Origin of the sequence: Nocardia sp. NPDC058244 (assembly GCF_042882065.1) — a bacterium.
In the GTDB taxonomy this organism is placed as follows: Bacteria; Actinomycetota; Actinomycetes; order Mycobacteriales; family Mycobacteriaceae; genus Nocardia.
Window position 1 is genome coordinate 30593 of the sequence record NZ_JBHVWX010000018.1, and the last position, 12625, is coordinate 43217.

16 protein-coding genes are annotated in these 12625 nt (G+C 71.1%); 6 read left to right on the forward strand and 10 right to left on the reverse strand.

The genetic code is table 11. From position 1 onward, the window contains the following. Positions 1-14: 14 nt before the first annotated feature. Both ACFVW6_RS34605 and ACFVW6_RS34610 read left to right on the forward strand, forming a co-directional pair. Positions 15-446 carry a transcriptional regulator gene (locus ACFVW6_RS34605; RefSeq protein ID WP_357350959.1) on the forward strand — a complete coding sequence of 144 codons (432 nt, stop codon included), beginning with the start codon at positions 15-17 and terminating at the stop codon, positions 444-446. Continuing rightward, positions 443-811, forward strand: coding sequence for a DUF3817 domain-containing protein (locus tag ACFVW6_RS34610; RefSeq protein ID WP_357350957.1), 369 nt, complete (start codon positions 443-445; stop codon positions 809-811). Before ACFVW6_RS34605 ends, ACFVW6_RS34610 begins: the two co-directional genes overlap by 4 nt. A 64-nt stretch (positions 812-875) precedes the next feature. On the opposite strand, the gene rdgB is transcribed toward ACFVW6_RS34610, so the two are convergent. The 10 genes from rdgB to clpS all read right to left on the reverse strand — a co-directional run bounded on the left by rdgB (position 876) and on the right by clpS (position 7739). Continuing rightward, the gene (gene rdgB, locus ACFVW6_RS34615; RefSeq protein ID WP_378833676.1) at positions 876-1481 is read right to left on the reverse strand and encodes an RdgB/HAM1 family non-canonical purine NTP pyrophosphatase; all 606 of its coding nucleotides are present in this window, start codon (positions 1479-1481) and stop codon (positions 876-878) included. 2 nt (positions 1482-1483) lie between these two features. Continuing rightward, complete coding sequence (gene rph, locus ACFVW6_RS34620) at positions 1484-2248, reverse strand: ribonuclease PH (RefSeq protein WP_218716805.1); 765 nt, start codon at positions 2246-2248, stop codon at positions 1484-1486. A 44-nt stretch (positions 2249-2292) separates the two neighbouring features. Then, entirely contained in the window at positions 2293-3057 is a 765-nt protein-coding gene (locus ACFVW6_RS34625) for a cyclic nucleotide-degrading phosphodiesterase (RefSeq protein ID WP_378833678.1), read from the reverse strand. A gap of 69 nt (positions 3058-3126) precedes the next feature. Continuing rightward, complete coding sequence (locus ACFVW6_RS34630; protein WP_355284184.1) at positions 3127-3852, reverse strand: rhomboid family intramembrane serine protease; 726 nt, start codon at positions 3850-3852, stop codon at positions 3127-3129. 56 nt (positions 3853-3908) lie between these two features. Continuing rightward, on the reverse strand, positions 3909-4871 hold the full coding sequence (locus ACFVW6_RS34635; protein WP_355284187.1) for a cysteine synthase: 963 nt from the start codon (positions 4869-4871) through the stop codon (positions 3909-3911). A 1-nt stretch (position 4872) separates the two neighbouring features. Continuing rightward, positions 4873-5151, reverse strand: coding sequence for a MoaD/ThiS family protein (locus tag ACFVW6_RS34640; protein WP_355284190.1), 279 nt, complete (start codon positions 5149-5151; stop codon positions 4873-4875). 35 nt (positions 5152-5186) lie between these two features. After that, entirely contained in the window at positions 5187-5606 is a 420-nt protein-coding gene (locus tag ACFVW6_RS34645; RefSeq protein ID WP_355284262.1) for a M67 family metallopeptidase, read from the reverse strand. 114 nt (positions 5607-5720) lie between these two features. Beyond that, positions 5721-6779: a P1 family peptidase gene (locus ACFVW6_RS34650; RefSeq protein ID WP_378833682.1), complete on the reverse strand. Its 1059-nt coding sequence runs from the start codon at positions 6777-6779 to the stop codon at positions 5721-5723. 24 nt (positions 6780-6803) lie between these two features. Continuing rightward, entirely contained in the window at positions 6804-7373 is a 570-nt protein-coding gene (locus tag ACFVW6_RS34655) for a DUF2017 domain-containing protein (protein ID WP_355284194.1), read from the reverse strand. 15 nt (positions 7374-7388) lie between these two features. Then, positions 7389-7739: an ATP-dependent Clp protease adapter ClpS gene (clpS, locus tag ACFVW6_RS34660; RefSeq protein WP_378833685.1), complete on the reverse strand. Its 351-nt coding sequence runs from the start codon at positions 7737-7739 to the stop codon at positions 7389-7391. Positions 7740-7800: 61 nt separating this feature from the next. On the opposite strand from clpS, the gene ACFVW6_RS34665 reads away from it, so the two are divergent. The 4 genes from ACFVW6_RS34665 (at position 7801) to ACFVW6_RS34680 (ending at position 12522) form a co-directional block, all read left to right on the forward strand. Then, the gene (locus tag ACFVW6_RS34665; protein WP_378833687.1) at positions 7801-9114 is read left to right on the forward strand and encodes a nicotinate phosphoribosyltransferase; all 1314 of its coding nucleotides are present in this window, start codon (positions 7801-7803) and stop codon (positions 9112-9114) included. A 116-nt stretch (positions 9115-9230) separates the two neighbouring features. After that, positions 9231-9797: an isochorismatase family protein gene (locus ACFVW6_RS34670; RefSeq protein ID WP_378833689.1), complete on the forward strand. Its 567-nt coding sequence runs from the start codon at positions 9231-9233 to the stop codon at positions 9795-9797. Between the two features lie 86 nt (positions 9798-9883). Then, positions 9884-10420 carry a hypothetical protein gene (locus ACFVW6_RS34675; protein WP_355284205.1) on the forward strand — a complete coding sequence of 179 codons (537 nt, stop codon included), beginning with the start codon at positions 9884-9886 and terminating at the stop codon, positions 10418-10420. Between the two features lie 56 nt (positions 10421-10476). Next, a complete protein-coding gene (locus ACFVW6_RS34680; RefSeq protein ID WP_355284207.1) occupies positions 10477-12522 on the forward strand; it encodes an ATP-dependent DNA helicase in 2046 nt (681 codons plus the stop codon). Positions 12523-12625: the final 103 nt, after the last annotated feature.

The window sequence follows — 12625 nt, forward strand, 5'->3', positions numbered from 1 at the left end:
GTACCGTGGAGCGCGTGTCCGCTTCATCTCCCCGCCCGGCGCACAATCGACCGGCCCTGATCGCGCTGGTCATCGTCGTCGCGCTGGGCTGCCTCGCGCTGGCCTGGTGGCAGTGGGAGCGGTTCGAATCGGCCTCCGGAACCGGCCAGAACCTCGGCTACGCCCTGCAGTGGCCGCTGTTCGCCGCGTTCGCGGTCTTCGCCTACGTCCGGTTCGTCCGCCTCGAGCGCGAGGCCGAGGAACCGGACACGGCACCGCGCGCGGCGAAGGCCGAGGCACCGCGCGAGATCCCCGCCGGGATCCTGCCCGAACGCCCCAGGGCGGCCCCCGCCGACGACCCGGAAACGGTCGCCTACAACCAGTACCTGGCGGGACTGCACGCCAGCGACATCGATGCGCAGGTCCGCTCGGCCGGTCTGCACGCTCCTGAGAGGAACGCCGGGTGACCACCGACGAGAACACGACCGCACCGTCGCTCGACAAGGCCGCCCCGGCGGGTGACACCGCCAAGATCCGCCCGGCGCTGCAGCGCTACCGGGTGCTGGCCTGGGTCACCGGCCTGTGGCTGCTGCTGCTCACCGGCGAGATGATCGCCAAGTACGGCTTCGACGTCGACACCCCGAGCTGGATCGCCGTCGTGCACGGCTGGGTGTACTTCGCCTACCTGCTCGTCACCGCCGACCTCGCGGTGAAGGTGCGCTGGCCGATCGGCCGCACCGTCGGCACCCTGATCGCCGGCACCATCCCGCTGCTGTCGTTCTTCGTCGAGCACCGCAACGCCAAGGACGTCCAGCAGCAGTACGGACTCTGAGTCCCGGAAACGACGACAGCGCCGCCGCACCCGGTATCCGGGGCGGCGGCGCCGTCGTTTCGGCTCAGGCCAGGGCGGCCAGTGCGGGCAGGAGCTGGGTGAGGGCCCGGCCGCGGTGCGAGACCGCGTCCTTCTCGGCCGGGGTCAGTTCCGCGGCGCTGCCGGTGCCGCCCTCGGGCAGGAACAGCGGGTCGTAGCCGAAACCGCCCTCGCCCACCGGCTTCCGGGCGATGGTGCCCGGCCATTCGCCGCGCACCACGGTCTCGGTGCCGTCGGGCAGCACGAGCGCGCAGGTGGAGATGAACCGCGCGCCGCGGCGCTCGTCGGGCACGTCGCCGAGCTGACCGAGCAGCAGGGTGTTGTTGGCCGTGTCGTCGCCGTGACGACCCGACCAGCGCGCCGAGAGCACGCCGGGCATGCCGTTGAGCGCGTCCACCTCGATCCCGGAATCATCGGCCACACACGGCAATCCGGTGGCCACGGCCCCGTCGCGCGCCTTGGCGAGGGCGTTCTCCTCGAAGGTGGCGCCGATCTCGGGCGCCTCCTCGTAGGGCGGCACCTCGTTCAGGCTCACCAGTTCGATCCCGGCCACGCCCGCCTCGTCGAGGATCCGGCGCAGTTCCTTCAGCTTCTTGGCATTCCGGCTGGCGACCAGCACACGCACGGCCACGGCTACTTCTTACCGGCCGGCTCGGGCAGCGCGCCCGGGTAGGGCTGGGCCAGTACTTCCTTCTGCACCGCGAACAGCTGCTCACAGCCGGCCAGCGCCGAGTCGAGCAGCTTGTCCAGGGTCGAGCGCGGGAACGTCGCGCCCTCGCCGGTGCCCTGGATCTCGACCAGGGTGCCGGTGTCGGTGGCGACCACGTTCATGTCGACCTCGGCGCGCGAATCCTCCTCGTAGGGCAGATCCAGCCGCACCCGGCCGTCGACGACGCCGACGCTGACCGCGGCGATCATGCACGAGATCGGTTGCGGGTCGGCCAGTTTGCCCGCGGCGGCCAGGTAGGTCACCGCGTCCGAGAGCGCGACGTACGCGCCGGTGATGGCGGCGGTGCGGGTACCGCCGTCGGCCTGCAGCACGTCGCAGTCCAGCGCGATGGTGTTCTCGCCCAGCGCGGCCAGGTCGATGCAGGCCCGCAGCGAACGCCCGATCAGCCTGCTGATCTCCTGGGTCCGGCCACCGACCTTGCCCTTCACCGATTCCCGGCCGCTGCGGGTGTGGGTGGCGGCGGGCAGCATCGCGTACTCCGCGGTGAGCCAGCCCAGCCCGGAGTCGCGCCGCCAGGGCGGCACGCCCTCGGTGACGCTGGCCGTGCACATCACCCGGGTCTGCCCGAACTCGACCAGCACCGATCCCGCCGGGTGCGTGGTGAAGCCACGGGTGATCCTTACCTCGCGGAGTTCGTCATCCGCCCTGCCATCGGCTCGTCTCGACACAGTGTTGGATTATGCCCGCCTGCGCGGGCCTGCGTGCGAGACCCCTACAGGTCGAAAGTTTCGCCCGGTGAGACGGCGTGAACGGGGCCGGAGAACGCCGCCTTCGCCTCCGCGATGACGTCCTCGCGCGAGGTCCACGGGGGAATGTGGGTGAGCAGCAGTTCCTTGGCGCCCGCGCGGGTGGCGATCTCGCCCGCCTCGGTGCCCGAAAGGTGAATGCCGGGCGGACGATTGGCCGGATCGTGGGTCCACGAGGCTTCCGCCATCAGCACGTCGGCGCCCTGCGCCAGGTCGACGACGGCGTCGCACATGGCCGTGTCGCCGGTGTAGACGAAGACGCGGCCGTCGGCGGCGGTGATCCGCAGGCCGTAGGACTCCGGCGGGTGGTACATCCGGCGGGCCTCGACGGTGTGGCCGGGACCGAACGGCACCGGCACGTTCTCGACCCAGGCCTGCGAGTCGATCACGTCGGACCAGTCGTCGGTCTCGCCGCCGATCTCGGCGGAGGCGTTGCCGATGCGCAGCGCGGCGTCGGAGGGGCCGCGCACCAGCGCCAGGCCCTGCGGCGGATTCGGGTGGTAGCGACGCCAGACCAGCAGCGCGGGCAGATCGAGGCAGTGATCCGCGTGCAGGTGGGTCAGGAAGATGTCCACGTCACCCGGGTTCAGGTACTTCTGCAGCGCACCGAAGATGCCGGGACCGAAGTCGATGACGGTCGGCCTCATGTCGGGACCCGTCAGCAGGTAACCCGACGCTGGGGAGTCCGGGCCGGACACGCTGCCCGAGCACCCGAGGACGGTAAGGCGCATGCCCCCATGCTGCCACGACGTGCTGGTGCTCAATGCAGGATCCCCCCATTTTCCAGACCGGATCCCCGGCTACCGCGTAGGTACTGCGCGGCCGACCGATGCTCCACGGCGGCGTCGACGTTCATCACCAGAGAGTACCCAGCCCGCGAGGACTCCACCCACCGCCCCGAAAAGATGTCCCTGCCAAGAAATTAGGGGGTCGCTGGGCAGCACGCCCCACAACATCGAGCCGTACAGCGCGAAGATCACCACGCCGAGCACGATCTGCCCCACATTGCGGGCGAACCACCCGCGGCAGATCAGGTAGGTCAGCCAGCCGAACACCAGCGACGACGCGCCGACGTGCACGCTGCCCGCCGAGCCGGTCAGCCAGGTGCCGACCCCGGCGACCACCCAGATGATCGCGGTGGCCGCGATGCCACGCCCGATCCCGGACAGCAGCACCAGGAAGCCGAGGATGAGCAGCGGCAGGGTGTTGGCCATCAGGTGATCCCAGCCACCGTGCAGCAACGGCGCCCACAGGATGCCGTCGAGGCCGTCGAGCTCGCGCGGCTCGATCCCGCCCGCGTCGAGCTGACCGGGCGCGCCACTCGGCCGGTCGGCCGAGAGCACCGCGTCGACGCCCTCGATCACGTACAGCGACCCGACGAACGCGACGATCACGACCGCCGCGCGCGTCCACGCCCGGACGCCTTCGCGCCGGGCGGGCGGGGTCGCGCCGGGCCGCCCCTGCAACCCGGCGATCCGATCCGGATCGAACGAGGCTCCGATTCCTCCGCCACCGCTCACCGACATCGCCTCCGCTCAGGCCGGGCCGCCACCGGGCCCACTCTCCACAGGGTACCGAGCCGTCAGGCCCAGAGCTGGCCGTCGAGGCGTTCCTCTGCCTCGTCCAGGGTGCCGTCGTAGGCGCCGGTGGACAGGTACTTCCAGCCGCCGTCGGCGACGACGAACGCGATATCGGCGCGCTTGCCCGCCTTCTGCGCCTTCTTCGCCACGCCGAGCGCGGCGTGCAGGATCGCGCCGGTGGAGATGCCGGCGAAGATGCCCTCCTCGCCGACGAGCTCGCGGGTGCGCTTCACCGCGTCGTACGGGCCGACGGAGAACCGGGTGGTCAGCACCGTCTCGTCGTACAGCTCGGGGATGAACCCCTCGTCGATGTTGCGCAGGCCGTACACCAGCTCGCCGTAGCGCGGCTCGGCGGCGACGATCTCGATGCCGGGCACCTTCTCGCGCAGGAACCGCCCGGTGCCCATCAGGGTGCCGGTGGTGCCGAGCCCGGCGACGAAGTGCGTGATCTCGGGCAGGTCGGCGAGCAGTTCCGGGCCGGTCGTCTCGTAGTGCGCGAGCGCGTTGGCCGGGTTGCCGTACTGGTAGAGCATCACCCAGTCCGGATTCTGCGCGGCGATCTCCTTGGCCATGGCCACGGCCTGGTTCGACCCACCGGCGGCCGGCGAATCGATGATCTCGGCGCCGAACATGGTGAGCAGCTGACGCCGCTCGACCGAGGTGTTCTCCGGCATCACGCAGACGATCCGGTAGCCCTTGAGCTTGGCCGCCATGGCCAGCGAGATCCCGGTGTTGCCGCTGGTCGGCTCCAGGATCGTGCAGCCGGGGGTGAGCTTGCCGTCGGCCTCGGCCTGCTCGATCATCCGCAGCGCGGGCCGGTCCTTGATCGACCCGGTGGGATTGCGGTCCTCGAGCTTGGCCCAGAGGCGGACGTGATCGTCGCCGTCCCACTGCGGGGACAGCGTCTTCAGTCCGACGAGCGGGGTGTTGCCGAGAGTCGCGATGAGCGATTCGTAGCGGGCCACGTCAGCGCGCGCCGCCGGCGACGGCCGGCAGGATGGTGACCGACGCGTCCGCGGGCACCTCGGCGTCGAGCCCGCCGGCGAACCGCACGTCCTCGTCGTCGACGTAGATGTTGACGTAGCGGTTGAGCTTGCCGTCCTTGAGCAGCCGCTCCGCCAGACCGGGGTGGTTGGCCTCGAGGTTGTCGATCAGGGCCGACAGGGTCGCGCCCTCACCCTGGACGCGCTTCTCGCCTCCGGTGAGACCTCGCATGATGGTCGGAATGGACACGGTTACCGGCATGGGGACTCCTCGGGTGTGACTTCGTTTCGGTGGGTTCAGGCGTCGTAGGAGGCGACGATCCGCACGGGCTCTTCGGTGACCTCGCCGTCGACGATGCGGTAGCTGCGCAGTTCGTGCTGCTCCGGATCGCGGGTGGAGATCAGCACGTAGTGCGCGAACGGCTCGGAGGCGTAGGAGATGTCGGTGCGGCTGGGGTAGGCCTCGGTGGCGGTGTGCGAGTGGTAGATCACCACGGGCGTCTCGTCGGCGTCGTCCATCGCGCGCCAGACCTTCAGCTGCTCACCGGAGTCGAAACGGTAGAACGTGGGCGAGCGCTCGGCGTTGACCATGGCGACGAAGCGCTCTGGCCGGTCGCCGCCCTCGGGTCCGGCGATGATGCCGCAGGCCTCGTCGGGGTGGTCGGCGCGCGCGTGCGCCACCATCGCGTCCACGAGATCGGCCCTGATCACCAGCACTTCCTCGACCCTTTCCACAAACCTGCCTGCGTGCTGTCGAGCACCACCTCGACAACGACCCACCCTATTCGGCTATTCCGCGCCGCGCGCATCCCGGTCCCTACCTGCGGGGAGTCAGCGCGGGAACAGATCGTGGTAGGCCGGGATCCCGGCGATCGAGGTCGCGCTGAGCACGGCGTCGACGACGGCCCGCTCCACCACCACGGCCGCGGCCGTGCACAGCTGGTCGAGCAGCAGCAGATCGCCGGGGAAGGCGCCGGGCAGCGGGATCGGCGGCACTTCGATCGTGCCGGTGGACAGGGCGAACAAGGTGTCGCCGTCGAGCGGGGAATGCACCGGGCGGATCGCGCGGGCGAGCCCGTCGTGCGCGGTGGTGGCCAGTCTGAGGCAGGCGATCGGATCGAGCGCGGCGTCGGTGGCGACGACGCCGATGGTCGTGTTGAGCACGGTGCCCTTCACCGGCAGGGCGGCGAGCGCGGCGATCTCGGCCGCGGTGCCGGGCCGCAACCCGAAGAAGTCGGGCCCGTCGGTGCCGGCGCCCCACGGCAGACCGGTGCGCGGATCGACCACCGAGCCGACCGGATTGGCGACGATCACCGCACCCACCGTGACCCCGGCGCCCGGCCCGTCGGCGAGAACCACACTCGCCGAACCGATTCCGCCCTTGAGCGCCCCGGCCCGCGCCCCGACCCCGGCACCGGCGGTACCGCGCGCGAACTCCCCCGCGGCCGCCTCGGCCGCCAGGAAACCGAAGTCGGCGTCGGGCCGGATGTGCCACGCCCCCACCGGCAGGTCGAAGATCACCGCGCCGGGCACGATCGGCACCACCCGGCCCGGATCGGTGGGGTCCATCGGGATGCCCTCGCCGTGTTCCTCCGACCAGCGCATCACGCCGTCGGCGGCGGCCAGCCCGTACGCGCTGCCACCCGCGAGCAGGACCGCGTTCAGCTGCCGGACGGTATTGCCCGGATCGAGCAGGTCGGTCTCCCTGGTGCCGGGCCCGCCGCCGCGCACGTCCACCGCGGCGGTCGCGCCGCCGGGCACGCGCACCACGGTGCAGCCGGTCGCCGCGCCGGTGCCGAGGGTGACGTCGTCGTCGAGGACCTGATGATGGCCGACCAGCACGCCGGACACATCGGTGATCGCGTTGCGTGGACCGGGAACACCGCTCATGCCCCCGACCCTAACGCGCGGAAATCAGGGCGCGAGCGCCTGCAACAGCGAGTCCTGCATCCAGGTCAGCCAGTGGTAGACGTCCAGGTGCGGCGCGCGCGGATCACTCGGATCGAAGTGTTCGGGCGTGTCGTCGTCGATGTCGAGCAGGGTGCCCAGCGCCAGGCGGACATCGGTGAGCGCGGCCAGCCAGGCGTCGGCCTGCTCGGGGGTGAGCACGATCTTGCCGCCCACCTCGGGGCAGCTGTCCAGCACGACCCGGCCCGCGGCCAGTTTCGCGTCGATGATCTCGGGCTCGTGCAGGCTGCGCAGGGCGGAGTTGAGGTCGGCGCGCTTGGCGTCGGGCGACCCGGGTTCGGCGCGGTGGAAATCGGGCAGCAGGCGCAGCAGCTGCGGATCGTCGGGCGGGGTGGAGTTGCCGGTGCGCAGGCCGGTCAGCGCGGCGAGTTCGTCCTCGGGCGCCTCGGCCGCGCGGTCGCTGAGCAAGCCGGACACGGCCCCGACCAGGGAGCGCAGAACGGTGGCCTCGTGCTCGTCCATCTCGGATCGAAGCTTCAGGCCACTCAGTGAGTTCTTCCTGCTCCACTTGCGCACAGGGTTACACGGTACTCAGTCGTCTCGCTGCATGGTTGCCCAGAGTCCCGCCGCGTGCAATCGGCGGACGTCCTGCTCCATCTTGTCGCGTGATCCGGAGGACACGACCGCCTTGCCCTCGTTGTGCACCTGCAACATCAACTCGGTCGCCTTGGCTTTGCTGTAGCCGAAGAGCTTCTGGAAGATGTAGGTGACGTAGTGCATGAGGTTCACCGGGTCGTCCCAGACCACGGTGACCCAGGGCCGGTCCTCGGCCTCGAGGATCTCGGTCTGCTCGACCGCTTCCGGCGTCGCCTGTGCCGCTGACAGTGCGGCGTTCACGGCGCTGGTGACGGCGCCGGCTCGAACGGAATTGCACACGGCCATAAATCCCAGGGTACGACGCGGCCACACAGAAACAACACCCGCGGTGACTACAGTTTCCGGTGTGCAGATCCGTGACGAGTTCGCCAGCACCGCGCTGCTGACCGATCAGTACGAGCTGACCATGCTCGCCGCCGCCCTGGCCGACGGCTCGGCGCATCGGCAGTGCACCTTCGAGGTGTTCGCCAGGCGCTTGCCGCACGGTCGCCGCTACGGCGTGGTGGCCGGTACCGGGCGGCTGCTCGACGCGCTGACCCACTTCCGGTTCGGTCCCGCCGAACTCGACGTGGTCGCCCGGTTCCTCGACCCGGCCACCGTCGACTGGTTGCGGGAATATCGCTTCACCGGCGATATCGACGGCTACGCCGAGGGCGAGCTGTATTTCCCCGGCTCGCCGATCCTGTCCGTGCGCGGCAGTTTCGCCGAATGTGTGCTGCTGGAGACGCTGGCCCTGTCGATCCTCAATCACGACAGCGCCATCGCCTCGGCGGCCGCGCGCATGGTGAGCGCGGCGGCGGGCAGGCGGATGATCGAGATGGGCTCGCGGCGCACCCACGAACTGGCCGCGCCGTCGAGTTCGCGCGCCGCCTACCTGGCCGGTTTCGACGCCACCTCCAACCTGGAAGCCGTGCGCGGCTTCGGCGTGCCGGGCGCGGGCACCAGCGCGCACGCATTCACGCTGCTGCACAGCGGCGCCGACGGCGAGCACGAGGCGGCCGCGTTCCGCAGCCAGATCGACGCGCTCGGCGTCGGCACCACCCTGCTCGTCGACACCTTCGACATCACCAGGGGCGTGGCGACGGCGATCGAGGTGGCCGGTCCCGAGCTGGGCGGCGTGCGGATCGACTCCGGTGATCTCGGCGTGCTGGCCAGGCAGGTCCGCGACCAGCTCGACGGGCTCGGCGCCACCGGCACCCGCATCGTGGTCTCCGGCGATCTCGACGAGTACGCGATCGCGGCCCTGCGCGCCGAACCGGTCGACGTCTACGGCGTCGGCACCTCGCTGGTCACCGGCTCCGGCGCGCCGACCGCGGGCATGGTCTACAAGCTGGTCGAGGTCGACGGCATCCCGGTGGCCAAGCGCAGCAGTCACAAGCAGTCGCGTGGTGGCACCAAGAAGGCGGTCCGGCTGGCCCGCGCGACCGGCACGATCGTCGAGGAGATCGTCTACCCCGCCGACGGAGAAGCACCGGCCACCAACGGTTTCCAGGCCAGGGAGCTGCTGGTGCCGCTGGTCCGCAAGGGCGCCGTGGTCGATGGTGTCGCGACACTGGCGCAGAGCCGGGAGCTGGTCGCGCGCGGGCTGGTCAGCCTGCCGTGGGAGGGGCTCAAGTTGTCGGCGGGCGAGCCCGCGGTACCGACGACCTTCCTGGGCTGAGCACACGCTCGGCCGAGTGGCCGCACCGGCACAGGCAGCGGACAATGATGTCGTCGGAGACCGGCGTGACGCGACCGGTCGCGCGAGTTCGGACCGACGGAGATGTGGAGGACGGCATGGCACGCGGTCTGGTGATCGTCGACGTACAGAACGACTTCTGCGAGGGCGGCTCGCTCGCCGTCGCGGGTGGTGCCGCGGTGGCGGCGGCGATCAGCGAGTTCGTCGCGGGCGCCGACTACGACGCGGTGGTCGCGACCAGGGACTATCACGTCGATCCCGGTCCACATTTCTCCACCGAACCCGACTACGTCGACACCTGGCCGCCGCACTGCCGGGTCGGCACGCCCGGCGCGGACTTCCATCCCGCCCTGGATACCGGCTCTATCGCGGAGATCTTCTCCAAGGGCGAGTACTCGGCCGCCTACTCCGGCTTCGAAGGCGCGGCTGCCGACGGCACCACCCTGGCCGACTGGCTGCGCGCCCGCTCGATCGACACCGTCGACGTCGTCGGCATCGCCACCGACCACTGCGTCCGCGCCACCGCCCTCGACGCCCGCGCCGCCGGCTTCGGCACCCGCATCCTGCTCGACCTCACCGCGGGCGTCGCCCCGGCGACGGTCGCCGCCGCGCTGACCACGCTGCGCGAAGCAGGCGTCGAGTTGTCGGGCGAAATCCCCGCCTGACCCGGTCCTCGGCGCAACCGGCTCCCGGCGCGGGCGGCCGCGTGACCGCTCGCGGCGAGCGGGTGGGACACGGCTAGCCTGCCCCCATGGACTACCGATTCCCGGCGCAGGCGCGCGCCCGATTGACGACGGCGCTGGCCGAGATCGACTCCATCCACGACGCCGCCGACATCGTCTTCTGGTCCAACCCCGTCACCGACGACCTCCAGCGTCGCGGCGTCGGCGCCTTCGCCGAACTCCCGCCCGCCTTCGCCCACCTGCTGGCCCTGTCGAGCCTGCACACCAGCGTCCTGGACACCGGCTTCAGCGGCTACCTGCGCACCCGGCGCGGCGAACTCCCCTGGGCCACCCGTGGTTTGCGCGCCGCGGGCATGCCGCGCCTGGCCGCCGCCGCGATCCTGGCCGCCCGCGACGCCTCCCCCAGCTCCCCCGACGACGCCCTCGACCGCTTCTTCGACGACGAACACCAGACCCTGGCCAACCCCGGCCAGATCCGCCGCCCCGACGGCGCCCGCGCCGACGACCCCGACGAGATCTACGACATCAACGAACCCGCCGACTTCGAACAGCGCGTCCTCGACTACATCCGCGCCAACCTCGACGACTTCGTCCGCGAGTCCTGACCGGGGCTCGCCGTCGGCCGATCGGACTTGTCCGAGGGGGCGGATAAGCTGCCTGCGTGCCCGAACTGCCGCCCGTCGCCGACCTGCTCGCCACCGCCGTGCATGCCCTGGGAGGCAAGGAACGCACCGGCCAGACCACCATGGCGACGGCGGTCGACCACGCGATCGACACCAAGGAGCACCTGGCGGTGCAGGCGGGCACCGGCACCGGTAAATCGCTGGCCTATCTGGTGCCGAGCCTGCGGCACGCGGTGCGGACCGGGCGCACCGTGGTGGTCTCCACCGCGACGATCGCCCTGCAACGCCAGCTCGTCGACCGCGACCTGCCGCGCCTGGCCGACGCGCTGAGCAAGCCGTTGGGCCGGGTGCCGCAGTTCGCGATCCTCAAGGGCCGCAACAACTATCTGTGCCTGAACAAGATCAACAGCGTGATCCCCGAGGACACCGGCGGCGAGGCGGAACTGTTCGACGCCTTCGCCATCTCCAAGCTGGGCCGCGAGGTGCAGCGGCTCAACGAGTGGGCGTCGGACACCGAGACCGGCGACCGCGACGAGATCGCCCCCGGCGTGAGCGACCGGGCCTGGCGTCAGGTCAGCGTGTCCTCGCGCGAATGCCTCGGCAAGACCCGCTGCCAGTTCGGCCAGGACTGCTTCGCCGAGAAGGCGCGCGCCGAATCGGCCCAGGCCGACGTGGTGGTGACCAACCACGCGCTGCTGGCCATCGACGCGATCAGCGGCATCCAGGTGCTGCCCGAACACGATGTCGTGGTGATCGACGAGGCGCACGAACTGGTCGACCGGGTCACCGGCGTCGCCACCGCCGAACTCGCCGCGACCGCGATCAGCGCCGCGGCCCGCCGCTGCACCAAGCTCATCGACGAACGCGAGGTCGACCGGCTCGAGGGCGCCGCCGAGGCATTCCACGAAGCGCTCGAGGACATGCCGCCCGGCCGCTGGGACCAGCTGCCCGACGGCATCGCACCCGTCCTCGCGCTGGTCCGCGACGCCGCCTGGAACGCGCGCACCGCCCTGGCCCCGACGGGCAGCGTGAAGGCCACCGACGATCCCGACAACGCCGCCGCCCGCACGATGGCCGTGGCCGCCATCGACGACGTGCACGACGCGGCGGTGCGCACCCTGACCGCCTTCGAGGAGGCCGATCCGGCCGCGCGGCGCGATGTCATCTGGCTCTCGGCCGACGAGATCCGCGGCGTCGCCCGCCGCACCCTGCGGATGGCGCCGCTGTCGGTGGGCGGCCTGCTGCGCAGCAGGCTGTTCGGCACCGCGACCGTCGTGCTCACCTCGGCCACCCTGCAGATCGGCGGCTCGTTCGACGGGCTCGCGATCACCTGGGGCCTGCCCTCGCAGTCCGGCGGCAAGGTCGACCCGGCACTGGCCAACGGCGCCACCGCGCCCGCCGACCTGGAGTCGGTGCGGTGGAGTTCCCTCGATGTCGGTTCGCCGTTCGATCACGCGAAGTCCGGCATCCTCTACGTCGCCAAGCACCTGCCGGCGCCGGGCCGCGACGGCCTGGCCCCCGCCTATCTCGACGAGATCGAGCAGCTCATCACCTCCGCGGGCGGGCGCACGCTCGGCCTGTTCTCCTCGATGCGCGCCGCCAAGGCCGCCACCGAGGCGCTGCGCGAGCGGCTCGACACCCCGGTGCTGTGCCAGGGCGACGACTCGATGGGCGCGCTGGTGCGCAAGTTCGCCGACGACCCGGCCACGTCGCTGTTCGGCACGCTCACCCTGTGGCAGGGCGTCGACGTGCCCGGCCCGTCGCTGAGTCTGGTGATCCTGGACCGCATTCCGTTCCCCCGCCCCGACGACCCGCTGCTCACCGCCCGCCAGCGGGCGGTGGAATCGCGCGGCGGCAACGGCTTCATGACGGTGGCGGCCAATCACGCGGCGCTGCTGCTGGCCCAGGGCACCGGCAGGCTGTTGCGCAGCGTCGACGATCGCGGCGTCGTCGCGATCCTCGATTCGCGGCTGGCCACCGCCCGCTACGGCGGCTACCTGCGCGCTTCGCTGCCGCCGTACTGGGAGACCACCGACCCCGAGGTGGTCGCGAAGGCGCTGCGCAGGCTCACCGCGTCCGCGTGAGCTGAGGGACATTTACACCCGGTCTTGCAATCGGCATGACCACACCCGTGAATTCACCGCCGGGCGAACGCAACTCGTGAGAACGTTGGGTGATGAAGCACCA